This window comes from [Flexibacter] sp. ATCC 35208, from assembly GCF_001975825.1.
In the GTDB taxonomy this organism is placed as follows: domain Bacteria; phylum Bacteroidota; class Bacteroidia; order Chitinophagales; family Chitinophagaceae; genus Chitinophaga.
The window spans coordinates 65173-89247 of record NZ_MTKN01000031.1; the positions used below are offsets into that span (position 1 = coordinate 65173).

Annotated in this window: 21 protein-coding genes; 10 read left to right on the forward strand and 11 right to left on the reverse strand. The window is 46.2% G+C overall.

What is annotated here, in order from left to right:
- The first annotated feature begins 140 nt into the window (after positions 1-140).
- Positions 141-2387: a patatin-like phospholipase family protein gene (locus BW716_RS19730; protein WP_083725144.1), complete on the forward strand. Its 2247-nt coding sequence runs from the start codon at positions 141-143 to the stop codon at positions 2385-2387.
- Here the strand turns inward: BW716_RS19730 and BW716_RS19735 are convergent.
- Positions 2350-3429 (reverse strand): alpha/beta fold hydrolase, encoded by a 1080-nt coding sequence (locus tag BW716_RS19735; RefSeq protein ID WP_235643906.1) that lies wholly within the window; start codon positions 3427-3429, stop codon positions 2350-2352. The two genes, BW716_RS19730 and BW716_RS19735, sit on opposite strands and share 38 nt — an antisense overlap.
- Positions 3430-3529: 100 nt before the next feature.
- Here BW716_RS19735 and typA point away from each other — a divergent pair, with 100 nt between their 5' ends.
- The 3 genes from typA (at position 3530) to BW716_RS19745 (ending at position 6020) form a co-directional block, all read left to right on the forward strand.
- A complete protein-coding gene (typA, locus tag BW716_RS19740; RefSeq protein WP_083725146.1) occupies positions 3530-5344 on the forward strand; it encodes a translational GTPase TypA in 1815 nt (604 codons plus the stop codon).
- A 61-nt stretch (positions 5345-5405) separates the two neighbouring features.
- A complete protein-coding gene (locus tag BW716_RS36835) occupies positions 5406-5573 on the forward strand; it encodes a hypothetical protein (RefSeq protein ID WP_179091195.1) in 168 nt (55 codons plus the stop codon).
- Positions 5574-5621: 48 nt separating this feature from the next.
- Entirely contained in the window at positions 5622-6020 is a 399-nt protein-coding gene (locus BW716_RS19745; protein WP_083725148.1) for an META domain-containing protein, read from the forward strand.
- Here the strand turns inward: BW716_RS19745 and BW716_RS19750 are convergent.
- The 3 genes from BW716_RS19750 to BW716_RS19760 all read right to left on the reverse strand — a co-directional run bounded on the left by BW716_RS19750 (position 6017) and on the right by BW716_RS19760 (position 9463).
- On the reverse strand, positions 6017-6442 hold the full coding sequence (locus BW716_RS19750; protein ID WP_083725150.1) for a VOC family protein: 426 nt from the start codon (positions 6440-6442) through the stop codon (positions 6017-6019). The genes BW716_RS19745 and BW716_RS19750 overlap by 4 nt on opposite strands.
- A 45-nt stretch (positions 6443-6487) precedes the next feature.
- A complete protein-coding gene (locus BW716_RS19755; RefSeq protein WP_083725152.1) occupies positions 6488-7204 on the reverse strand; it encodes a helix-turn-helix domain-containing protein in 717 nt (238 codons plus the stop codon).
- 99 nt (positions 7205-7303) lie between these two features.
- Complete coding sequence (locus BW716_RS19760) at positions 7304-9463, reverse strand: S46 family peptidase (protein ID WP_083725154.1); 2160 nt, start codon at positions 9461-9463, stop codon at positions 7304-7306.
- A 174-nt stretch (positions 9464-9637) separates the two neighbouring features.
- Between BW716_RS19760 and BW716_RS19765 the strand changes: the two genes are divergently transcribed.
- The 5 genes from BW716_RS19765 (at position 9638) to recA (ending at position 14297) form a co-directional block, all read left to right on the forward strand.
- Positions 9638-10069, forward strand: a complete 432-nt coding sequence (locus BW716_RS19765; protein WP_143708922.1) for a hypothetical protein — start codon at positions 9638-9640, stop codon at positions 10067-10069.
- Positions 10070-10145: 76 nt separating this feature from the next.
- The gene (locus tag BW716_RS19770; RefSeq protein ID WP_083725158.1) at positions 10146-10757 is read left to right on the forward strand and encodes a ribonuclease HII; all 612 of its coding nucleotides are present in this window, start codon (positions 10146-10148) and stop codon (positions 10755-10757) included.
- Between the two features lie 64 nt (positions 10758-10821).
- Entirely contained in the window at positions 10822-12318 is a 1497-nt protein-coding gene (gene rpoN / locus BW716_RS19775) for an RNA polymerase factor sigma-54 (protein ID WP_083725160.1), read from the forward strand.
- A gap of 39 nt (positions 12319-12357) precedes the next feature.
- Positions 12358-13050 carry a hypothetical protein gene (locus tag BW716_RS19780; RefSeq protein WP_143708923.1) on the forward strand — a complete coding sequence of 231 codons (693 nt, stop codon included), beginning with the start codon at positions 12358-12360 and terminating at the stop codon, positions 13048-13050.
- A 236-nt stretch (positions 13051-13286) separates the two neighbouring features.
- Positions 13287-14297, forward strand: coding sequence for a recombinase RecA (gene recA, locus BW716_RS19785; protein WP_083725164.1), 1011 nt, complete (start codon positions 13287-13289; stop codon positions 14295-14297).
- A gap of 194 nt (positions 14298-14491) precedes the next feature.
- Here the strand turns inward: recA and BW716_RS19790 are convergent, their stop codons facing one another.
- From BW716_RS19790 to rlmD, 7 genes are all read right to left on the reverse strand, one after another.
- The gene (locus BW716_RS19790) at positions 14492-15472 is read right to left on the reverse strand and encodes a M28 family peptidase (protein WP_179091196.1); all 981 of its coding nucleotides are present in this window, start codon (positions 15470-15472) and stop codon (positions 14492-14494) included.
- 27 nt (positions 15473-15499) lie between these two features.
- Positions 15500-16996: a cysteine--tRNA ligase gene (gene cysS / locus BW716_RS19795; protein WP_083725168.1), complete on the reverse strand. Its 1497-nt coding sequence runs from the start codon at positions 16994-16996 to the stop codon at positions 15500-15502.
- 75 nt (positions 16997-17071) lie between these two features.
- Positions 17072-18136 (reverse strand): endonuclease/exonuclease/phosphatase family protein, encoded by a 1065-nt coding sequence (locus BW716_RS19800; protein ID WP_083725170.1) that lies wholly within the window; start codon positions 18134-18136, stop codon positions 17072-17074.
- A 104-nt stretch (positions 18137-18240) separates the two neighbouring features.
- On the reverse strand, positions 18241-19305 hold the full coding sequence (locus BW716_RS19805; protein WP_083725171.1) for an endonuclease/exonuclease/phosphatase family protein: 1065 nt from the start codon (positions 19303-19305) through the stop codon (positions 18241-18243).
- Between the two features lie 145 nt (positions 19306-19450).
- The gene (locus tag BW716_RS19810; protein WP_083725173.1) at positions 19451-20203 is read right to left on the reverse strand and encodes a rhomboid family intramembrane serine protease; all 753 of its coding nucleotides are present in this window, start codon (positions 20201-20203) and stop codon (positions 19451-19453) included.
- A 37-nt stretch (positions 20204-20240) separates the two neighbouring features.
- The gene (locus BW716_RS19815; protein ID WP_083725175.1) at positions 20241-21059 is read right to left on the reverse strand and encodes a rhomboid family intramembrane serine protease; all 819 of its coding nucleotides are present in this window, start codon (positions 21057-21059) and stop codon (positions 20241-20243) included.
- 24 nt (positions 21060-21083) lie between these two features.
- On the reverse strand, positions 21084-22490 hold the full coding sequence (rlmD, locus tag BW716_RS19820) for a 23S rRNA (uracil(1939)-C(5))-methyltransferase RlmD (RefSeq protein WP_083725177.1): 1407 nt from the start codon (positions 22488-22490) through the stop codon (positions 21084-21086).
- Between the two features lie 101 nt (positions 22491-22591).
- On the opposite strand from rlmD, the gene BW716_RS19825 reads away from it, so the two are divergent.
- Positions 22592-24001, forward strand: coding sequence for a TlpA family protein disulfide reductase (locus tag BW716_RS19825; RefSeq protein ID WP_179091197.1), 1410 nt, complete (start codon positions 22592-22594; stop codon positions 23999-24001).
- Positions 24002-24075: the final 74 nt, after the last annotated feature.

Here is a 24075-nt window from a genome sequence, read left to right on the forward strand (position 1 = left end):
AAGATTAGCCGGCCACAGGCCTGTTTCCCATATGACACTCGTTTTTGCAGAAGGCAGAAGCGAGTGTTTTATTTTCTATCGGCACCTAATTTGTAACCATATTACAATTTTTCGTAAGTTTAGTTGTAATTGCGTTACGGATGAAAGTGAAATATCTGCCGGTCAAATTTTTCTATTCTTTCCCGATCCAACTATTGTTGCTCCACTTCCGGAAGTACCAGGTACTGCTCATATTCTGGGCAATCTTGTTCAGTACCATCAATGGTGGCTTCGCAAAGGTTTTTGGCGGCGATGCACTTTATCTCGCACCTGAATATCTGGGACAGGTGAACTTCTATAGCACCACGATACTGGGGCTGGCAACCGGTTTGTTTACAATGAGCTGGAACATCACTACTTTCATTCTGCACACAGGCCGTTTTAAATTTCTGGCTACTACTGCTCAGCCATTCTTTAAATATTGTCTCAACAATTTCGTCGTTCCCGTTGCATTTATCATCAATCTGCTGATACGCTCGTGGGAGTACCAGCGTTATCAACAACTCAGCAGCGTAGCCGATATCATGCTGTTGACAGAAGGCTTCATTTGTGGATATTTGTTCGTCATCTTTTTCTCTTTCTTCTACTTCTTCAACGCCGACAAAAACATTGGCCGCAGGCTGGAAAAGAAATTCGGAACACCCCGCAACTTCCTTAAACTGGTACTGAAACCCACCCAGGAAAAAGACGAAAACGCACTCCCCGTTACCAACTACTTTAATTCCCCCTGGCGAATTCGTCGTGCCAGGAATGTAGATCACTATAATAAGCATTACCTCGACAGCATTCTTAAGCAGCATCACTATGCCGCGATGATCACTGTGGTCTGCGCCCTCTTCTTTCTGGTAATGCTGGCGTACATGATGGAGTATCCATTCTTCCGGATACCCGCGGGTGCGAGTGTGATGATCTTTTTTGCATTCCTCATCGGCATCGCAGGTGCATATGCGTACCTGTTACAGAGTTGGGCAATTCCATTGGCACTGGTACTGATGGTTGGCATGAACTGGATGGTAGAACATGACCTGCTGGATAACCGCAATAAAGCATACGGATTGAACTACAAGCAACATGATCAGCGACCTGAATATAGTACCGTTGCGTTGCAGAAATTCTTTTCTGATCAGCGCATGGCAGATGACAAAAAACAAACCTTACAAATACTAAAAGCGTGGCGTGCACAGTTCCCCGCGAACCAGCGTCCCAAGCTGATCGTACTAAACTTCAGCGGTGGCGGATTGCGCGCTGCTACCTGGAGTATGAATGTATTGCAACGACTGGATTCTATCATGGGTGGGCAGCTCATGAACCAGACTGTATTGATGACAGGCGCTTCGGGCGGCATGATCGGTGCGACTTACTTCAGGGAATTATACCTGGAAAGAGAGAATGGCAGAAGTCTGAATCTATACGACAGCAGCTTTACTGAACGCACCAGTCGCGATCTGCTCAACTCTATATTCACGGCCATGTCCGTGAATGATTTTATTACTCCGTGGCGCAGTTTTAAGATCGGCGATAACCGCTATGCAAAGGATAGGGGATATGCATTTGAAATGCAGCTGAATGTGAATACTGATTATGTGCTTTCCAAAACAATCGGGGAATATAAACAGCCGGAACTGGAAGGGAAAATTCCGATGCTGATCTGGAACTCTACCATCAATGCAGATGGCAGAAGATTGATCATCTCACCACAACCGGTGAGTTACCTCTGTGCACCCGCATACCCAAAAGGAAAACAAGCCTGGCAGGATGTGGATGGGGTAGACTTTGCGCAGTATTTTGTAAAGCAGAATCCCATGCAGTTAAGAGTGACGAGCGCTATCAGGATGTGTGCTACTTTCCCTTATGTACTACCCAATGTATTTCTACCCAGCGACCCAATTGTAGATGTAATGGATGCCGGTATCAGGGATAATTTCGGGCAGGATGTATCGATGCGTTACCTGTATACATTCAGGGAGTGGATCAATGAAAATACCAGTGGGGTTATATTTGTTCAGATCAGAGATACGCGTAAGAACGATATTCGTCCGATCCGGAAAACGAAGGTATTGACGGACCTGATGTTTGATCCATTATTCACCATGCAGCAGCATTGGAGCTCGATGCAGGACTTTGGGCAGGATGATAAACTGAGTTACCTGGAAGGTTATTTCCCTGTAGGGTTTCACAGGATTATACTGCAATATGTACCCCAAAAAGAAGATAAGGCGGCAGCCCTGAGCTTCCACCTTACCTCCCGTGAAAAAATTGATATTGCCGGGGCATTGGATAATCCTACCAATCAGGCTTCATTTGATAGTATCATGAACCTGATAAAAAAGCCAGCACCGGTTGAATAAACTGTGGGAAAGCCTGGATGTGAGGCAGGTGGCCTACATCCGGGATCGTGACCAGTTTACAGTTCGGAATTCTTTTACTGATCTGCGGACCTAATACCGGGTAGTTGCCCAATGTTTTTCTCACTTCTTCAGAGGCATTGGCTTTGCCAAGCGCGGTACGGTCTTTCAAACCAATGATGAGCAGGGTAGGTACCTTGATATTTTCAAACTCATAATATACCGGTTGGGTAAATATCATGTCGTAGGTGAGGGCATTGTTCCACGCTACGCGTTTAGCATCGGGACCTTTGGTCCAGCCAGCCAGTACGATCGCCCATTTATCATAGGCCGGTTTCCACTGACCGCCGTAGTAGCCATCCAGCTGATATTTTTTGATTTTTTCATAGTCCTGGGCCAGTTCTCCCTGATACCATTTATCTATGGACTGGTAGGGTACCTTTATTTTCCAGTCTTCCAGCCCGATGGGGTCTTCGAGGATCAGTCTTTCCACCACATCAGGGTACATTAAAGTAAAGCGGGTCGCCAGCATACCGCCCATGGAGTGGCCGAGTACGGTAACTTTGGAGAGGTGTAGGCTATCCAGCAGGGCTTTGGTGTTCTGTGCCAGCAGCTGGAAGCTGTATTGCAGGTGTGCTGGTTTTGACGATTTACCAAACCCAACCTGGTCAGGCATAATGACCCGATAGCCATTTTCGCCCAGTTTGGCAGCAGTATTATCCCAGTATGCTGCCAGGAAGTTCTTGCCGTGCAGGAGTATTATGGTCTTGCCATTGGGTTTGGCGGGTTGTAGGTCCATATAGGCCATGTGTACCAGCTGGCCCTGAATTTGTAGTTGAATAGTATGTACCGGATAGGGGTACTGAAAAGTGGTGAGTTCCGCGTCCATGGCGGGTATTTCCTGTGCCAGGGCGGGCGCCTGAAAGGCGCCAAATAGAAAGGCAGTTAAAATTGATCTGATGAGCATGGTTTCGTCTATTAATATGAATAATAATAATAGGTTCGGCGCAAAAGTAATGCCGGTGCGGGTGCGGTCAAAGATCACAATTATTTAAAGGGATTTCCCCACATTTTCCACAATTTGTTATAACTTTGCGCCTTCTTTTGGCTGGAAACCAGCTAGCCGAAGTCAACTAATTTGATTTATGAATATCCGTAACATAGCAATTATTGCGCACGTAGACCACGGTAAAACGACCCTGGTTGATAAGATCCTCCATTCAACCAACGTTTTCAGGGCTAACCAGGAAACAGGTGAATTGATCATGGATAACAACGACCTGGAAAGGGAGCGTGGTATCACCATCTTAAGTAAAAACGTTTCCGTTGAGTACAAAGGGGTGAAGATCAACGTGATCGATACTCCAGGCCACGCCGACTTTGGTGGTGAGGTTGAGAGAGTACTGAGAATGGCTGATGGTGTGATCCTGTTGGTGGATGCCTTTGAAGGCCCAATGCCACAGACACGCTTCGTGCTGCAAAAAGCGCTGCAGCTTAACCTGAAGCCTATCGTTGTTATTAACAAGGTAGACAAGGCGAACTGCCGTCCTGATGAAGTACATGACTCTGTATTTGAGTTGTTCTTCAACCTGGATGCAACGGAAGAGCAGCTGAACTTCCCAACCTATTATGGTTCAGGTAAGAATGGCTGGTTCAACGATTCAATCACTCCTAGCGAAGATATCACGCCACTGATGGATGGTATCCTGACCTATGTGCCAGAACCTAACATCGCTGAGGGTACTTTGCAGTTGCAGATCACCTCTCTGGATTACTCTACCTTCCTGGGCCGTATCGCTGTAGGAAGAGTAGCGCGTGGTTCCATCAAAGAAAACCAGCCAATTTCCCTGGTTCAGACAGATGGTACTATCAAGAAGTCCCGTGTTCGTGAACTGTATATCTTCGAAGCACTGGGTAAAAAGAAAGTAACCGAAGTAGCGGCAGGTGATATCTGTGCGGTAGTCGGTCTGGAAGAATTCGGTATTGGTGATACGATCGCTGATTTCGAAAATCCGGAAGCATTGCCAGTTATCAGCGTGGATGAGCCGACTATGAACATGTTGTTCAGCATCAACAACTCTCCATTCTTCGGTAAAGATGGTAAGTTCGTAACTTCCCGTCACCTCCGTGACCGTCTGGTTAAAGAAACTGAAAAGAACCTCGCATTACGCGTAGTAGATACTGACAGTGCTGATAGCTTCCTGGTTTATGGCCGTGGTATCCTGCACTTAGGCGTACTGATCGAAACCATGCGTCGTGAAGGATTTGAGTTGACCGTAGGTCAGCCTCAGGTAATCCTGAAACAAGTGGATGGTAAGAAATGTGAGCCATATGAAAACCTGGTTGTAGACGTACCTCAGGACTTCGCCAGCAAGGTGATTGACCTGGTTACCCGTCGTAAGGGTGAAATGCTGGTCATGGAAACTAAAGGTGACATGCAGCACCTGGAATTCGAAATTCCTTCCCGTGGTCTGATCGGTCTGCGTACGCAAATGCTGACTGCTACTGCTGGTGAAGCTGTAATGGCACACCGTTTCATTGATTATAAACCATGGAAAGGTCCAATCCCTGGACGTAGCAACGGTGTTCTGATTGCTAAAGAAGCGGGTTCTACCACTGGTTATTCTCTTGATAAACTGCAGGACAGAGGTTTCTTCTTCGTAGATCCAGGAGAAGATGTGTACAGAGGTATGATCATTGGTGAAAACAACAAGCCTGGTGACCTGGTAGTGAATCCTAATGAAGGAAAGAAACTGACCAACATGCGTGCAAGTGGTACTGATGGTGCAACCAACATTGCTCCTAAGACGCTGATGACTCTGGAAGAATGTATGGAATACATCCAGCAGGATGAGTGTATCGAGGTAACGCCTAACCACATCCGTATGCGTAAGACCATCCTGGATGAGGAAGAAAGAAAGCGTTTCCAGAAAACCATGAAAGCTGATGGCGTAGCTTAATTTTAATATTAGTTCCAAGTATATTAGTGCCGTCCCGCCATTAGGTGGGACGGCTTTTTTTATGCAGCTACCATTTTTTGATGAGCCATCCGGACATGTGATTCCCTTGCAGGATGGGGAATTGCTGTATTATCCTCACTTTTTTGCCAGTGAGGTAGCGGATAATTATTTCCGGTTATTGATGGACCAGATTGACTGGAAACAGGAGGGAATCATACATTCAGGGTGATAAAATCGATGGTTTGATTTTTGATTTTCTATTAGAAAATTCAAAGTTATGATAAGCAAAATTACCCTGGGGCTGGTCGTTCTCATGGCTTGTACCTCACTCAAAAAGATACCGGATCTGGGTGGCCACCGTTGGGGCCTTGTACAAATGCAAAATGAAAAACCGGATTCATCGCCGGTCTATATACAGTTTGATACCACTGCACACCGTTTTAGTGGTAATGCAGGTTGCAATAAGATGTCGGGTAATTATTCCGCTACGGGCAAGGCATTGACGTTTGAGGAAGTCATCAGTACCCGTATGGCTTGTGTGGATACCAAAGCGAATGAAAGGGAAAGCCAGTTGCTCCGCTTACTGAACAACCACACATATGCATATGATATAAACGGAGCGACCTTGCAACTGAAAGACAGTGGCAAGGTCATTCTGACGTTTAAAAGCTTTTAGGGCAGGATAATATTGTCTTTTTCATCCAGCTCCCAGAAAGGATTATGTGCTACTTCAAAAAGGAACCCGTCCTGGTCCCTGAAATAACCGCTATATCCACCCCAGAATACTTCTTCAGCTGGCTTTACGATCTCTGCTCCGGCATTGGCAGCCTGTTCGAGTACGCTATCAACCTCCGCTCTGTCTTTTGCATTGAGTGCCAGTGAAAATGCAGGAAATCCACTACCTTCTTCGGGTACATTGGCATCAGCAGCCAGTTCTTTTCGGCCAAAGAGCGATAAGACCATTCCATTTAACTGGAAAAAGGCGACACCATCCTGGCTGGCGGAGGAGCGCTTCCAGCCAAGTCCGTCTTCAAAAAAAGAAATAGATTTTTGCAGGTCTCTTACACCCAGGGTTACCAGTGTTAGTTTTTGTCGCATGTATGTGAATATTAGAATATAAAGGTAATCGCTGAAGACCTGCCGCTATTTGTATAAAAACGACAAATATTCGCTGGGGGCTTCACCGGTAATATGCCTGAACTCCCTTGTTAAGTGGGCATGATCGTGATACCCGTAATTGAGTGCAAGTGACAGTAAATTAGGTGAAGATTGGTTTTTCAACGCGTTTATTGCACTTAAACAACGCACGATGCGTGAAAAGGTTTTGGCGGATGTACCAACCTGTTGCAGGAAAGTACGTTCAAAATTGCGGGGGCTCATATTGACCTGCGCTGCGAGTGTAACAGGAGAGATATTGCCATGACTGGATTGTATAGCACTGATGGCTGCCTGCATACGTGTGGGTTGATCAGGCAATGCTTTTAACAGACAATGGGAGATGGCCTGTAACCGATTGTGGCCTTGCATTACAGCTTCCTGCAATTGACGGACTAAAGGAAGCGACAGGTCATCGCCCTGAATATGCTGATCTGTTAGTAACTGCATGGGAAGGCCTGCAAAAGCAGCCATACCGGCTGGTTTGAAGCGAATACCTAACAGTCGCGCCGCTGATAATATATGGGCATCGTGATAAGTGGTCATGGTGCCGACAGCCTTGACACTACCATCATCCAGGTTAAAAATGAAATCAGCACAGAGATCGGGAAGTATGCGGGATACGGCCGGACCGTAAGTAGTGACGATCCAGTATGCGTCTACATAAGGCGCTAAAAGGGCGGGGGGAGAATATTGTGCATACACAGCGCAAATTTATTGAATTCAGGTCTGCCGAAGGCAATTGAACCTACAAAAAAAGCATCTGCCTGGTCTGACAGATGCTTTTTTATATCGTAAGATATTTTATTGCTTTACGAGCTTCAGCTCACTTACTATATTCGGTGCGCCGCCCAGTTTGTCTATACACCAGAGTACATAGCGGATATCAACACAGATCGTACGGTTGTAAACAGGATCAAACTGAATCTTGTGGCTCAGTGCTTCATAGTTACCATCAAATGCTAACCCGATCAGTTCACCATTGCCATTCAGCACAGGAGAACCGGAGTTACCGCCGGTGATGTCATTGGTAGTAATGAAACAGGTCACGATATCATTCTTGCGTGCATCTTTATATTGACCGAAATCTTTCTTGTTGTACAGGTCTACGTAATTAGCCGGCAGGTCAAACTCATAATCTCCTGGGTTGTATTTTTCCAGCACCCCCTTCATGGTACAAACATAATCGTAAGATACTGCATCGCGTGGTGTATATGGTTTTACCTGTCCGTAAGTAAGACGCATTGAGAAGTTTGCATCAGGATACCATTTCTTGTTTGGTTCCATCTGCATCAGGCCTTTCAGGTAAGCCCTGCCGAGGTCATTAATTTTGGTAACAAACTGGTTGTACAGTGGCAGGTACTTGCTGCTCCAATTCTTGATGAACGCACTGGAATATGCAAATGCCGGGTCCTGTTGAAGGGTCACTGCATCCGGGTGCTCTATGAAAGCTTTCCAGCGGGTGTCGTTCATGATCATGCTGCTGGACATCAATGCTGCCGCCCAGAGACGGTAGGTATTGTCTTCGTCCAGGCTACCGAATTTCGCTTTTATAGCATCGAAGAACCCGATAGGATGTTGCGCCGCAGGAACGTCGGTATAGAACATGCGGCAGGTGGCTGCCAGTATTTTCTGATCGCTGGTTTTATCTTCATCTTCCAGGAAAGCAGTGCGTGCTTTGTCAGCCGCCTGAATACTTTTGTTAAGTACATCGGCGCTGGTGCCTGATTGTACCATTGCTTTTTCCAGGGCCTGCAGGCTGGCGGCAAAACCGGCCAAAGGAGAACCCATAATACCTTCATTGATGTAGATGCGGTGTTTTGCATATGGAGTCCATTCCTTGTAAGTCTGTGCATAATCGGCAAAGATTTGCTCAAACTCAGGTTTGCCCTGTGCCCATTTTACAAAAGCGCTTTCCTGTGTTTGTTTTTGTTCCTCTACTTTATATTTGAGTAGTTGTTTGGTTTCACCGTCGTAAAACTTCCAGTAGTTGGCCACGCCGGCATAATAAGATGCCAGTTTCAGTTTGATAGCCGGATCTTTTTTCATCTGGTCAAACATGTATTTCAGGCGTACTGCGCGAAGGTTTACGATGGAAGGATTTTCTACGTCGATTTTCAGTTTCACGCCTTCGGAGCTTTCATACCTGTTGGTACCACCAGGGTAACCAAAGATCATGGCATAATCGTTCTCCTTGATACCCTTAATGGATACAGGCAGGAAGTGTTTTGGTTTCAATGGTACGTTGTCAGCAGCGTAATCGGCTGGTTTACCATCTTTGTTTGCATATACACGGAATACGGAGAAGTCGCCTGTATGGCGTGGCCATTCCCAGTTGTCAGTGTCGCCACCAAATTTCCCGATGCTTTCAGGAGGGGCGCCTACGAGGCGGATATCTTTATAGCGTTCGTATACGAAGAGGAGGAATTGATTGCCTTTGAAGAGGGGGAGTACTTTAGCTTCGTAGCCGGTACCGTTGGTAGCTTCGGTCACGATTTCGCCGATGGCGGTCTGCTGTTTCTTCATTCTGTCCTGGCCAGTGAGTCCCTGGAGGGCGTCTTCCATTTTCTTAGTCACATCATCAACACGTACCAGGAATTGTACGGTCAGGCCGTTAGCAGGGATTTCCTGTGTTTTGGTCTGGGCGTAGAATCCATTTTTCAGGTAGTTATGTTCCACAGTGCTGGCTGTAGCAATTGCATCGTATCCGCAGTGGTGGTTGGTGAAAATGAGTCCCTGATTGCTCACGATTTCGCCGGTACAGCCGCCGCCGAAGATGATAATTGCATCTTTTACCGATGCCTTATTGATGCTGTATAACTGTTCTTTGGTAAGTTTCAGTCCTTTCTGGACCATATCATTGTACACTTGCTGCCCTAATAAGTAAGGAAGCCACATACCTTCGTCTGCTTTGGCGAATTTAACTGCCAATAACAGCAAAAGCAGCAGAACTTTTTTCTTCATTGATATCGTATTTTTTTGAAAACAGGGCCAAACCTAGCTAATTTTTAGGTATTGGCCGCTGATATTATGATGGGAGGGGGCTGATTGTCGGCCAGGCATAATTATGGAATGGCATTTGTTAAAGGGGAGATGATTATAGCAATCATGCACACAAACTATATTAAAAGCCTACTTATGAAGAAGCTATTGTATCTATTGGCTGCTGTTGCATTCTTCGCCTGTAACGAGACGCCAAAGCAGGAGGAAAAGAAGGACACGCTGAAAGCAGGTGTGGAAAAAATTGGACAAGATGTTAAGTCCGCTGCCGGCGCTGCTGGGGATTACCTGGATGAAGAGCGGCAGAAGCTGAGAGGAGACCTGGAAGAGCGAAAGAATGATATTGATAAAAAAATGGACCAGCTAAAGAGTGACGGATCCGCCAGAAGTAAGGAGGCCCGCCGTAAACTGGGTGTGCTGAGAGACCAGATCAATGGGAAACTGGATGAACTGAAAAATGGCACTGCTGCCGGTTGGGACAGTACCCGTACCGATATCGATACTGCCTTAAAGCGTTCCGACAGGGAATGGACGAACTTCAAACAGGATTTCAAAGAATTATTCCAGTAAGAATTTAGATGTTTGCCGGGTACCGGAACATGGCTAAAATCCCTAACTTTACCGGGCAACAATCAAAAGAAACGCCTTGTTACGTTCATACCATCAGAAAGAAATAGCATTTGAAGCCGGCTGTGACGAAGCTGGCAGAGGGTGTCTGGCAGGGCCGGTTTTTGCGGCGGCAGTCATACTGCCAGTGAAATTCCGCCACAAACTGCTCAACGATTCCAAACAGCTGAAAGTTGCCGACAGGGAATATCTGCGCGGGGTAATAGAGGAAAAGGCACTCTTCTATGCGGTAGCAAGTGTAGATAATGAGGAGATTGACAAAATCAACATATTACAGGCTTCATTCAGGGCCATGCACTTAGCACTGGAAAAGTTGCAGCAACAACCCGGGTACATCCTGGTAGATGGCAACCGTTTCAAACCCTATGGAAATGTCCCACATGCCTGCATTATCAAAGGAGATGGTATTTATGCTTCAATAGCCGCAGCATCTATATTGGCCAAGACTTACAGGGATGAATATATGATGAAGCTGCACGAACAGTTTCCACATTTCGGCTGGCTTGAAAACAAAGGTTATCCTACAATTCAGCACCGGAATGCCATCAGAGTACATGGAGATACTCCCTTTCACAGAAAGTCTTTCCGGTTACTGCCGGATGAACAGCTTTCGCTGGACTTTGGAGGGTGAGTGACTATAGACCAGATTAGTAAACACTATTGTTATTATTTTTGCCCTTGGATAGGATCAGACTATGTTAAAGCAGACACAACAGCAGAAGCTATTACAGAAATTGTCGCCTCAGCAGATTCAGCTCATGAAACTGTTGCAGGTCCCTACTGCCGTACTTGAAGAAAGGATCAAGGAGGAGCTAGAGGAGAACCCTGCCCTTGAATATGGGGAAGAGGCACATGAGGAGGAATTTAAAGATCCGCAGGATGAGTTTTCAGGTAATGAAGAAGGAGAGGGTGACGACGAGTTTGAACCAGATGGAAGTGAGAATGAGTATGATAATATTGACATCTCCGAGTATGTAAGCGAAGGCGATGATGATATAGCAGACTATAAACTGCGCGATGATAACTACCCCGATCAGGATGAGAACAAAACCATTCCGGTGCGGGTAGAGACGTCTTTCCACGAGCACCTGCTTGAACAATTGGGCATGCTGGAGCTGGATGAAAGAAAAAACGCCATTGCTGAGCAGATCATTGGAAGTATTGACGACGATGGATACCTGCGCAGGGAAGTGAGTGCCATTGTGGACGACCTTTCCTTTTCACAGAACGTAAGTACAGATGAGGAAGAGATCAGGGATCTGATCAAAAAGATACAGGATTTCGATCCGCCCGGTATCTGTGCCACCGATCTGAAAGAGTGCCTGTTGCTGCAGTTGAAACGTAAGCCACAGGACGATGATGGAGTAGCAGGCGCCTACATGATCCTGGAAAACTACTTTGACGAGTTTACCAAGAAACACTACGAGAAGATCCAGAAGGGTCTTAATATGAGTGACGAAGGTCTGAAAGAAGCCATTGGCCAGATCATCCGTCTTACACCAAAGCCGGGTGGTAACTATGCTACGCTGAACAAGGCAGAAAGCTATGTAGTGCCAGACTTCTTTATCCTGAACAACAATGGTAAACTGGAGCTGACGCTGAATTCAAAGAATGCGCCTGATCTGCGTATTTCAGAAGGCTACCGTGACATGCTGAAAGAGTATGATCGTGGTGATAAAAAGGACAAGCGTCAGAAAGAGGCTGTACTTTTTATCAAGCAGAAGATTGATGCCGCCAAGTGGTTCATAGACGCTATCAAGCAAAGGCAACATACGCTGTTGTCTACCATGGAATCTATCATGGGATACCAGAGAGAGTTTTTCCTGACAGGGGATGAAACTACCATGCGCCCAATGATCCTGAAAGATATTGCGGACATCACCCAGCTGGATATTTCTACAGTGAGCCGTGTGGCCAACAGTAAGTATGTGCAGACGGAGTTTGGTACCTTCAAACTGAAATTTTTCTTTAGCGAATCATTATCGACAGATAGTGGGGAAGAGGTATCTACCCGTGAGGTAAAGAAGATACTGTCTGACCTGATAGAAGGAGAGAACAAGCGGAAACCACTGAGCGACGAAAACCTGACGAAGATGTTGCAGGACAAGGGATATAATATTGCCCGCCGTACAGTAGCAAAGTACCGTGAGCAGCTGAATATTCCGGTAGCAAGGCTGAGGAAGGAATTATAATAGGGCCGCTGTACAGCCCGAAATGTACACATGATTTAAATGGAACAAGCAACTATACACGCAACAGATAACCGGCCTGAACAAGCGTCGGATTTTAGTCCCGTGCTTCGCGGGATCTCAATGTTCATTTCTTATCTGCTGCATCCTCTTTTTATACCGCTGCTGGTGACCTGGCTGGTGGTGCATGCACTGCCTGAGTACTTTGTGACCTTCAAACAGATCAGTTTCCGGTTTGCTTACGATACCCTGTACTTCAGGGTCATCGCGATCAGTATCTTTTTTCCTGCACTGACGGTAGGGCTTTCCAGGGCGCTGAACTTTATAGATAGTTTGCACCTGCGTACCCAAAAGGATCGTATCATACCATATATTGCCTGCACGATTTACTACTTCTGGGCATTTTATGCCTTTAAAAAGCAGGGTGTAGCACCACCTTTCTTCAATGTCTTCTTTTTAGGGGTGTTTCTTGCGGTTAGCCTGGCCATGGTGCTCAATACGAGAATGAAAGTGAGCATGCATACAGTAGGCTGGGGCGGCGTGATCGGGTTTATCCTGATCGTGATGTTCAGTCTGCAGTTGAATGTAAGCGGCGTATTGATACTAGCCTTGTTCCTTTCAGCTATTGTTGCAACTGCACGCCTTATATTGAATGCCCATGAACCAGTGGAGATTTACGCTGGTTTCCTGGTGGGTATACTGGCACAACTGATCGCATATGTCATAGTCGGATAAGAGAAATTTTACCCTTTTTTTTCAGTTATTTTCTGGCTGCGCAAATTCAGTGCGCGAGGGCATCTCATCTTTGTAGTGTTATTTGATAATTGACATCTGCGTCTGTTGTGAGTTAACCCCCTCATTTTATTTTGCTAGCTAATTTAGCAAAGCTCGTAAAATGCTAAAAATTTTAGGAAAATAGAAAATTATATAATAATTTAGCACACCATTAATTTGTAAAAAATCTTACTAATATGTCTACAGCAAATACAGATAAACTGAAGGCCCTGCGCCTTACGATGGACAAGATCGAGAAGGATTTTGGAAAGGGATCCGTGATGATGATGGGAGAGAAGGGAGTTGTTCCTATGGAGGTTATCTCTACTGGTTCGCTGGGACTTGACATTGCGTTAGGTATTGGTGGTCTCCCCAAAGGAAGGATCATAGAAATTTACGGTCCTGAATCATCTGGTAAAACGACAGTAGCTATACATACGATTGCAGAAGCCCAGAAAAAGGGAGGTATCTGTGCAATTATCGATGCGGAACACGCATTTGACAGTTCTTATGCCCAGCGTCTGGGTGTGGATGTCGATTCACTGCTGATCTCTCAGCCAGACCATGGTGAGCAGGCATTGGAAATTGCTGACCGTCTGATCCTCTCCGGAGCGGTAGATGTGGTGGTGATTGACTCCGTAGCAGCCCTGGTACCAAAGGGTGAACTGGAAGGTGAGATGGGTGAAAGCAAGATGGGTTTACAGGCACGTTTGATGTCTCAGGCGCTGCGTAAACTGACTGCTACCATTTCAAAAACTAATTGCTGCTGCATATTTATTAACCAGCTGCGTGAAAAGATCGGGGTGATGTTTGGAAACCCGGAAACCACAACGGGTGGTAATGCGCTCAAGTTCTATGCCTCCGTACGTCTGGATATTCGCCGTATGACCCAGATTAAAGATGGAGATGAGGCTGTAGGTAACCGCGTGAAAGTAAAAGTGGTTAAAAACAAAGTTGCACCTCCCTTCCGCCAGGCTGAGTTCGATATTATCTTCGGAATGGGTATTTCCAAAGTAGGAGAGCTTATCGATATGGGTGTTGAATATGGCATTATCCAGAAAAGCGGCAGCTGGTTCAGTTATGAATCCAACAAGCTGGGCCAGGGCCGCGATGCCGTGAAGCAATTGCTGGCAGATAATCCTGAAGTAGCTGTTGAAATTGAGGGAAAGATCAAGGCGAAGTTAGCTGAGCAGGCCGCACAGGCTTAATTAAGAGTTGTTTTAGTTTTAGATATATTAAAGCTTAGAAATAAGCATTGGGTTAGTTAGTATTAACGTAATGTCCCTGCCTTTTTCAAGGCGGGGATTTTTTTGTGTCATAGCTTAAATATTTGTGTCATAGCGTAAATAAAAAACGCTTCCACCATGAGGTAGAAGCGTTTATATAAAAGAGCTGAATCAGATTAGAATTCAAATGGTCGTTTGTAGATCACTTCCAGGAGTGTTTGTCCTACTACCTGCAAGGTTCTCTTGTCAATCACCTGCATGTTATCATTGGTCGTATGCCAGTGTGGAGCGAAGTTACCGCTTGCCTGCATAGCAATGACATCAAATGTAGGGATCATGGCGATGGTATTGATGTACACATGGTCATCTGTGATAGTAGCGCCAGTGTTCTCATAGCGGAAGTAATCAGAATATCCAAGTCCGTTCGCCACATCCCAGAATGCCTTCATCGGGCCATAAGCGTATTGCTGTGACCCACCTTCCATATAGAACTGAGAACCTCGGCCACCCACCATATCCAGCAGGATACCGTAGTTAGCTTTATAACCTTTTACATGTGGGGTTCTGGCCCAATACTGTGTACCCAGGCAATAGCTGTTTTCATCTTCACTTACACCACTGTCTTCCACATCTTCCAGCAGAATATCGATACCCGCAGCTGGATGTTGTGCATGCAATTGACGCGCTACTTCCAGTAGCACACCTACACCACTTGCACCATCGTCTGCACCATCAAACTGTTTGGTTTTATCAAACGCATCCTGGTCAGCATGAGGTCTGGTATCCCAGTGTGTGAGCAACAGGATACGCTGTGCAGCATCGGGATTGAAGGTCGCTATCACATTGATACAGGGAACAGATTTACCACCGGGGATAGTCACGTTGGTCCGCTGAATGTACAGCGTATCGGCCAGTGGTTTGAACTGAGAGATGATCCAGTCCGCACAGGCTGTCTGTGCAGGTGTGGCGGGAATGCGCGGACCAAAGGTGACCTGTTTGGCAGTATAGGCGTATGCACTATCTGCATTGAAAACAGGAACATTCACATTGGACTGTTTTGTAGTGGTCGTCTCAGTAGTATCGGCTGGTTTAGTACCCGAATGACAGGCAGCAGCACAAATAGCTACTCCTGTTAAAATGCCAATCAATTTACGCATATGAAACAAGAACATTTTATGATCGTCTTACTGGATAGTATAGCTAACGCTACCATCCTTTTCATCTTTTAACTGAATGCCGGCTGCCAGCAGCTGGTTACGGATCCTGTCTGAAGTAGCATAGTCTTTACGGGTCTTTGCTTCTTTACGCATCTCAATAATCAGTTGCATCACGCCATCCAGTGTATTATTGTCAGAAGCCAGGTTTTCCGGCTCAAGTGCGAGAATGTCTATCAGCCAGGTTTTCCAGGTCTTTTTGATTAGCTGGAAAGTATCTTCACTGATTTCATGCATTTTGATCTGTCCTCCCTTCAGGGAGTTGATCACAGGTGTTATCTCGAACAGGTTGGCCAGTACTTTGGCGGTGTTGATATCATCATTCATGAAGTCCTGGCATTCTTCGCACCAGGTACGTACCTGCTTATCCAGCTCTTCGTTCAGTTCACCACCGGTGTTGGCGTACTCGAGTTTCTGCAGTACTTCATAGGCACTCCACAGGCGTTGTAAGCCTTTTTCGGCAGCCTGCAGTGCTTCGTTGGAAAAGTCGAGCGTGCTACGGTAGTGTGTTTGCAATATGAAGAAGCGAACGGTCATTGGGCTGTACGGTTTTTCCAGCTGATAGTTATCGCCGGTAAACAGTTCAGTGAGGCGGATAGTATTATTATACGCCTTACCCATTTTACGACCATCTATGGTGATCATGTTGTTGTGCATCCAGTAGCGGGCCATCATCTCACCGTGTGCAATTTCGCTTTGTGCGATTTCACACTCGTGGTGTGGGAACTGCAGGTCCATACCACCACCGTGGATGTCGAACTGCGTGCCCAGGTACTTGCTGCTCATGGCAGAACACTCAATATGCCAGCCTGGGAAACCTTCTCCCCATGGGCTAGGCCAGCGCATCAGGTGCTCGGGAGGTGCATTCTTCCATAGGGCAAAGTCTACTTTGTTACGCTTTTCATCCTGGTTTTCCAGCTCGCGGGTGGTTTCCAGCATGTCTTCCAGCACACGGCCACTGAGGATACCGTAGTCGTGGGAAGCAGCATATTTTTTTACATCAAAATATACGGAGCCATTCACCTCGTAGGCATAGCCTTTTTCGATGATGGTTTTGATCATTTCAATCTGTTCGATGATATGACCGGTAGCCGTAGGTTCGATACTTGGCTCCAGTGTGTTGAACTCACGGAATGCCCAGTGGAACAGGTTTGTATATTTCTGGACCAGCTCCATTGGCTCCAGCTTTTCCAGCTGCGCTTTTTTGCTGATCTTATCTTCGGCTTCACGGCCTTCTTCCTCAAAGTGACCGGCATCGGTAATATTCCTCACATAACGGACTTTGTAGCCGAGATGTTGCAGGTACCTGTATACCACGTCGAAGGTGATGTAAGGGCGGGCGTGTCCCAGGTGGGACTCCCCTGATACGGTCGGACCACACACATACATACCAACATGACCAGGATACAATGGGGTAAATACTTCCTTTTGTCGCTTCAGCGAGTTGTAAACTTTAAGCTCAGACATATCGTTTAATTCGGATTGCAAAGATAGTTATTGTTTCGTCAGGGAAATGACAGTCCCGGGCACCAGTCATCCAAATTATTTTGCATGGGTCAGGGAAAAGTTGGCAATAACGGGATAATGATCGGAGAGGTCAGAATTTATTTTACGATAAGAGTTGATTGTGAATGATTTATCGCAGAAAATATAGTCAATCCGCAGGGTAGGGGCCAGTCCGGCAAAGGTGCGGCCTATGCCACTGCCTTTTTGGAGGAAGGCGTCCTGTAAGGAGCCACGGATGGTAAAATAGGTATAAGAGGCAGGGGTATCGTTGAAGTCTCCGCATACAATAGTGCGGTAGGGACTGGTTTTGATAAAATCTGCAACGACCCGGGCCTGGCGGGCACGTCCTACATAGGCGTCCTTCATTTTTTCAACGATGTTGCGGGTGGCTACCAGCCCGCTGTCCTGTTGGTTTTTGATCTTCTGGATATTGTGGTAATCCCGCTGATCGAAACGATAGGAGGCCAGGTGCATATTGATAATGCGGATGGTATCGCCATCTCTCACAATATCTGCATAGATCAGGCTCTCGCTGCGTGGCCCTGTGGACATCTTGATCTTGTCCGACTTGATGATCGGGTACCGGGAGTAGATAATGGAGCCCCAGTGTTGCATGCCGGCACGATTAAAGTCGCTGGAAAAATAGCGGTAGGGCAGGTGCATTTCGTGAGAGATATCTTCCCGGTTATTGAAGTCATTTTTCTTTTCTGATGTATAGAAGTCCTGGAAGCATACCACATCCAGCTGCTGCTTTTTGATCAGGGCAAACATGGCCTGTCTGGTATACTTACTATCTTTTTCCCTGTATAATCCAAACTGGGCTACGTTGTAGCTCATCACACTGAGACCGTCTGGTGGGGCAGACAATTGTTTTTCTGCTGAAGGAAAGTTGAAGGCAATGAAAGCAGAGATGGACTTCCAGCCGATTACAATGGCCAGCAGAGAAAGCAGGCAGTATTTATAATCGAAGATTAGCCAGCAGATGAAGAAGAGGATTAAAATCAGTAACAGTATTGGAAACAGCAGAGTAAAAAAGCTGATGGGCCACCACTGAACGGGAGATACAAAAGGAGCCAGGCATGCTACCAGAAAGAATAGCATGACAATGATATTGACCGTTAGAAAAAAACCTTTCGTAAATAACCGAAGAAATCTCAACTCCTATCGCTTTTGCGAATAAAGATAATTGAAACGATCTAACTTTGTTATAGTGATAAGCTTGCCATTATTGGAAAATGTTCAAAACCCTTGTGGGGAAAGGAGCTAAAGCCATTCACATGAAAAGGTGATTGTGTAAGTATATAGTCAATGCGCAGGGTAGGTGCGAGAAAAGAGAGCGTTCTGCCAATGCCCCAGTCCTGTTCCAGAAATGCGTCCTGCAGGTTTGGTGAAATCGTGTTGTAAGTATAAGAGACGGGTACATCGTTGAAATCGCCGCAAACGATGGCTGGATAAGGGCTTTCTTTAATTAGTGCTGCCAGTTGTTCTGCCTGTGTGGAACGCTTACCAAAGGTATTTTTCATCCTGGCTGCGAGGCCTTTGGCTTGTGATGTTTCACCTTGTAATGCAGCGTAATCTTTATGCCGGAACATATAGGATTGCAGTTGTGCAGTAAAGATGCGGATAGTATGTTCATTTATCTTTATATCAGCCTGCAGAATACTGCTACCGCTGCCTACATCGCTGTGGCCGCAGGGAATGTGACAGGCTGATACAATAGGGTATTTAGAAAATAATACGATACCGTATTGCCAGGTATTCCAGCGTGTTTTATCGCAGGTGAAGTAGTGATAAGGGTAGTGTAGTTTTTCTTTGATGGCACTCAGGTGATCTGTATGATCAGGGCCATTGTTGGTATAAAATTCCTGCATGCAGAGAATGTCTGGTGTTGCTAATGCAAGGGTGCTATAAATAGATTGTTTGATAGCGGAGTCTTCAGCATATTTTTTCAATCCCATGCTGCTGCTGTTGAAAGTCATGAGGGTGAAGCTGCCACGTTGTGGAGTTGCTGCATGGCCTGCGGGATGATGACCAAAGGTAACCAGCAGTGCTCTGCAGGAGAGGAGGATGCCGGCCAGCGAAAGTCCCCAATAGGGTTTCTTTCGTATCATCCAATAGACCAGGTAGACCACGTTAATGAGGAATACGATGGGAAAGAATAGTCCGGCGAAGCCGCTCAGCCACCATTTACCTGGGTTAAGGTAAGGGAGCCAGCTGGAAAGGATCAGGGATAATGCGACGATACCCGTGGCGATGAAAGCTTTTGACAATGTACAGGGGTTTCTATAAAAATAACAAAATACTCGGGGCTGACTAAAAAGTAAAATGAAGGTGTTCAGAATTGCGGAAAAGCAATTTCGGCTCCATCACCTACCCGAGAGGGGGGCCCCTTTTTGGTCAGCCCCTGTTTCTTTATTAATTTTCTTTCGGATGGAAGAGGTGTGTGGCTTTGTACACCAGCTTATTGAAGCCGGCTCCCCAGTCATTGCCTTTTTTCCACGCACTCATAAATAAGAAGCCCGTGATTGCTCCGCCGATGAGTGCGGGCAGGGTAGTAAGGTCATGATGTGAAAACAGGTGTTCTGATACTGCCATGAGGATGTACAATACAGTTAATACCCACATTGGGATACCACCGCCGCCGTTCAGCTTTTGAAAGAAACGAACATCAGGCGCCAGTAAAAGTGTTGCTACGGCCAGTGACATCACGGAGGCAGAAGAGCCAAAATAAGAGGCAAAGAATTGAGTAGGATGCCAGGCAGGTATGAACTGCATGCCCAGCATATAGAGGAGATTGCCTGCCATGCCGCCAAAAAGATATAACGGAAGGATAATACCAGGCCCTGCTTTGCGCTGTAGCACAGAACCAAAAGCCCAGAGCCATACCATATTTCCAAATATCAGCCAAACGCTCTCATTTACAAAGAGGGAGGTGATAAATGTCCATGGTAAACTAGCCAGTCTGCTGAAGCTGGCAGGTAATATCACATTATTCATTACATCCAGGTTGAACCGGATGGTTGAATTACCTTCGATATTATAAACTATTTGTGTAAAAAATAGCAGGATAAATACTGTCAGGTTCACCAGTAATAACTGGGTGACCATATTCTTTCCTTCTCCCAGTGAGAGGATTGGCATTGGTTCTCCTTTTTCGGCTACGTCCATTGACCTAAAACTTTAGGGGCCAAAGGTACGATTCCATTTAGTAAAAATGGCGCCGGTTCTTCCTGTTCCAGTTTCGGAGCAGCAGGTAGCTGAACAGTACACCCCCCAAGTGGGCAAAATGCGCCACATTATCACCGGCGGTATTCCGGACACCGGATACGAGTTCCAGCAGGATCATGAAGGTAACGATGTACTTGGCCTTGATCGGGAAGAGGAAGTAGAGGTACACCAGGCTGTTGGGGAACAGGTACCCGAAGGCGAAGAGCAATCCGAAAACTGCGCCGGAAGCGCCCAGGGTAGCTGCATCGCGGTAGCCGATCTGGAATTCACGCAGGAATAATTTAGACATTTCTACCTTGGCAGGTGTATCCGGGAAGCTTAATTCCTGATTAATGGAATTGACCAGGTCGTAATGTGTGGTAAGGTTATGGAAGTTCGTAAAATTCGGATCAGCAAGGTAAGTATTGATCTCATGAGTGAGCCGCATATTTTCGTAAGTGATCACGCCCATGTGGCAGAGGGCTGCACCCAATCCACAGATGAGATAGAACATCAGGAAGCGCTTAGGCCCCCAGAGGTTTTCGAGTGTAGCGCCAAACATCCACAGGGTGAACATATTGGAGAACAGGTGCTCGATAGAACCATGCATAAAAAGGTGAGTCAGCACCTGGTGAGGCTTGAACAGGGGCGAGCCCCAATAGTGGAGGGCAAAGAGGTCCGTCAGGAAATGATTCGATGATGGATTCTGAATCTCTCCCATTGTATATTGTCCAAGAAATACCAAGCCATTGATGATCAATAGGTTTTTAATCACCAGCGGTAATATGTCGAAACTGCGGGGCCTGAACTCACTCATTATGATTTCCGATTCTGATTATTACTAATACCTTTTTTCTAACAATACCACGTTCTCAATATGATGTGTATGCGGGAACATGTCTACAGGCTGGATTTTCTTCACAGCATACAACTGATCCAGCAGCGCCAGGTCTCTGGCCTGGGTAGCCGGGTTACAGCTTACATACACGATACGGGGTGCTGCAATTTCGAGTAGTTTGTTCACTAGTTTTTCGTGCATACCAGCCCGAGGAGGGTCAGTGATGATCACATCTGGTTGCCCATGTTGGGCAAAGAATGCATCGTTACAAATGTCTACTACGTCGCCAGCGAAGAATGTTGCATTGTTTACGCCATTGCGGGCTGCATTTTCTTTTGCATCGTCTATCGCTTCTTTAATCAGTTCAATTCCCACTACTTTTCCAGCCTGTCTGGATACAAAAATACCAATACTGCCTGTTCCACAATATAAATCATAAACAATTTCTGTTCCTGTTAATCCGGCAAATTCTCTTGTTACCTGGTAAAGGGCTTCTCCCTGGTAAGTATTCGTCTGGAAAAAGGACTTAGGGCCAATTTTGAACGTAAAGTCTTCCAGTTTTTCTTCTGCATATCCTTTTCCGAAGTACACTTTAGGCTCCAGGTCAAAGATGCTGTCGTTCAACTTGGGGTTGATCGTATACAGCAGTGTGGTAATACCGGGTACGGTCGCCAGCAGGTGGTCCAGCAGGGCTTCGCGGTCTTTCTTGTTTTCGTGTTGGATAACAAGGTTGACCATGACTTCGCCTGTGGTTAAGATGCGCACCACCAGGTTGCGCAGCCAGCCTACCTGGGCGCGGATATCGTAGAAAGAGAGATCGTGTTCGAGTGCATAAGCCCTGATGGTATTGCGGATCGCGTTGACAGGTTCTGCTTCGAGGTAGCAGGTATTGATGTCAAGCACCTTGTCGAAGAGCTTGGGTACGTGGAATCCGAGGGCATTCATCCTGGGAATGGTACCGTCTTCGGCAATCGCTTCAGATGGCATCCAGGCTTTGTTGCTGAATGTGAATTCCAGTTTGTTGCGGTAATGTGTAACGTGTTTGGAGCCAAGGATGGGCTGCATTTCAGGAAGTTCCAGTTTTCCGATGCGGGTCAGGTTGTCGGTTACCTGCTGCTGCTTGTAGGAGAGCTGCTTGTCATACGGGAGCATTTGCCACTTACAGCCGCCACAGGTGCCGAAGTGCTCACAAAAAGGAGTCACGCGGTCAGCTGCGTAGCTATGAAAGCGGATGGCGCGGCCTTCAGCCCAGTCTTTCTTGCTTTTGCCCAGGCGAACATCTACAACGTCACCAGGGACTACGCCACCTTCAATGAAGATCACTTTGCCGTCAATGCGGGCCAGTGCTTTCCCTTCTGCTGCATATGCGGTCACGGGAACTTTTTCCAGAATTACGTTTTTTTTCCTCACGGGTGCAAAGGTAGGATTTTCAAAGAGTAATGTGGGCGTGCAAGGGAGTCGTATTTTTCAAATTCCTAATTCTTGGTTACATTTACATCAACCGATGTCCTATGCATAAACTTATGATAATACTGGCGTTTGTATGCTCTGCAATGCAGCTACAGGCCCAGAATGGCTACAAGATCACAGTACAGCTAAAACAGTACAAAGGTGGTATGATGTACCTGGCCCAGTATATGGGTAAAAAGACATATATGGCAGATTCCGCCATGCTGAATGACCAGGGTGTAGCCGTGCTACAGGGAAAAGAGGCCTTACCCGGCGGTATTTATCTTGTAGTGTTCCCCGGTAAAACACGGTATTTTGAAATGTTGCTGGACAGCAAACAGGAAAACTTCTCCGTTTCAGCAGATACTTCAGACCTGATCAATAAAACAATTTATAAGAACTCTCCGGAGAATGAACTCTTCGTGGATTACAATAAATTCCTGTCCAAAGATGTGGCCTCCCTGAACAAGGAAGCACAGGCCCTGCTGGCAAAACATACGGCAGCAGACACAGCCAGTGCCAGACAGGTACAGACAGAATTGGGCAAAAAGCTGCAGGCCTACAGGAACAATGTGATGACCAATCATCCCCAAAGCCTGTTGACCAGCATTTTCAAAATGATGAAAGATCCGGAAGTGCCACCTAAGCCAGCGGATGCCGATTCTACCTTTGGCTACCGCTACTATAGAAGCCACTACTGGGACAATACCAACCTCAGTGACGGACGTCTGGCCCGCACACCTGTACTGGAAGATAAAATGAACAGGTACTTTACCCAATTGGTACCAATGGATCCTGATTCCATCAATGTTGCGGCAGATGAACTGATTGAAAAGACACGCAAGGATAAAGAGAACTTCAAGTTTGTAGTGTGGTGGCTGACCTCTACATATGAGTCATCTCCTTACATGGGAATGGATGCCGTGTTCGTGCACCTGGTAGAAAAGTATTATGTAGCAGGTGATGCTTACTGGCTGAATGATGAACAACTGAATAAGATCATTTCCCGTGCATACTCCATAGCACCTAATCTGATTGGTCAACAGGCGCCGCCACTGGAAGTAAAGGATAGTGCTATGAAACCTCTTTCGCTGTATACCACCAAAGGTAAATTTACAGTGCTTGTATTCTGGGATCCTACATGTGGACACTGTAAGATAGAAGTCCCCAGGCTGGATTCTGCCTATAATGCGAGCTGGAAAAACAAAGGTGTAACCATGATTGGTTTCAAGACGGAAGGTACCAAAGAGCAGTGGGAACAATTCATTCATGACAACCATCTGAAAGGATGGATCCATGCATGGGATCCTGATGCACAGTCTAACTATCGACGCCTATACGACGTATATAGTACACCGGTAGTGTACCTGCTGGACGAGAAGAAGAAGATTGTTGCAAAGAGACTGGGTGTGGAGCAGTTGAATGAATTTATCGAGCGATCAGATAATAAGGGCAAAACAGCGAAGAAATAATCCACGACTGTGTAATGGAGCGTACAGGTTGTATACACATCAACCACATGAGAAGTTATTATAGAAGTTGTTTA

What these genes read in the sequence shown, in the direction of transcription:
- BW716_RS19730 (WP_083725144.1), top strand. Translation starts at nt 141, where the DNA reads ATGAAAGTGAAATATCTGCCGGTCAAATTTTTCTATTCTTTCCCGATC.
- typA (WP_083725146.1), top strand. Translation starts at nt 3,530, where the DNA reads ATGAATATCCGTAACATAGCAATTATTGCGCACGTAGACCACGGTAAA.
- BW716_RS36835 (WP_179091195.1), top strand. Translation starts at nt 5,406, where the DNA reads ATGCAGCTACCATTTTTTGATGAGCCATCCGGACATGTGATTCCCTTG.
- BW716_RS19745 (WP_083725148.1), top strand. Translation starts at nt 5,622, where the DNA reads ATGATAAGCAAAATTACCCTGGGGCTGGTCGTTCTCATGGCTTGTACC.
- BW716_RS19750 (WP_083725150.1), bottom strand. Translation starts at nt 6,442, where the DNA reads ATGCGACAAAAACTAACACTGGTAACCCTGGGTGTAAGAGACCTGCAA.
- BW716_RS19760 (WP_083725154.1), bottom strand. Translation starts at nt 9,463, where the DNA reads ATGAAGAAAAAAGTTCTGCTGCTTTTGCTGTTATTGGCAGTTAAATTC.
- BW716_RS19765 (WP_143708922.1), top strand. Translation starts at nt 9,638, where the DNA reads ATGAAGAAGCTATTGTATCTATTGGCTGCTGTTGCATTCTTCGCCTGT.
- rpoN (WP_083725160.1), top strand. Translation starts at nt 10,822, where the DNA reads ATGTTAAAGCAGACACAACAGCAGAAGCTATTACAGAAATTGTCGCCT.
- BW716_RS19780 (WP_143708923.1), top strand. Translation starts at nt 12,358, where the DNA reads ATGGAACAAGCAACTATACACGCAACAGATAACCGGCCTGAACAAGCG.
- recA (WP_083725164.1), top strand. Translation starts at nt 13,287, where the DNA reads ATGTCTACAGCAAATACAGATAAACTGAAGGCCCTGCGCCTTACGATG.
- BW716_RS19790 (WP_179091196.1), bottom strand. Translation starts at nt 15,472, where the DNA reads ATGCGTAAATTGATTGGCATTTTAACAGGAGTAGCTATTTGTGCTGCT.
- cysS (WP_083725168.1), bottom strand. Translation starts at nt 16,996, where the DNA reads ATGTCTGAGCTTAAAGTTTACAACTCGCTGAAGCGACAAAAGGAAGTA.
- BW716_RS19800 (WP_083725170.1), bottom strand. Translation starts at nt 18,136, where the DNA reads ATGCTATTCTTTCTGGTAGCATGCCTGGCTCCTTTTGTATCTCCCGTT.
- BW716_RS19810 (WP_083725173.1), bottom strand. Translation starts at nt 20,203, where the DNA reads ATGGACGTAGCCGAAAAAGGAGAACCAATGCCAATCCTCTCACTGGGA.
- BW716_RS19815 (WP_083725175.1), bottom strand. Translation starts at nt 21,059, where the DNA reads ATGAGTGAGTTCAGGCCCCGCAGTTTCGACATATTACCGCTGGTGATT.
- BW716_RS19825 (WP_179091197.1), top strand. Translation starts at nt 22,592, where the DNA reads ATGCATAAACTTATGATAATACTGGCGTTTGTATGCTCTGCAATGCAG.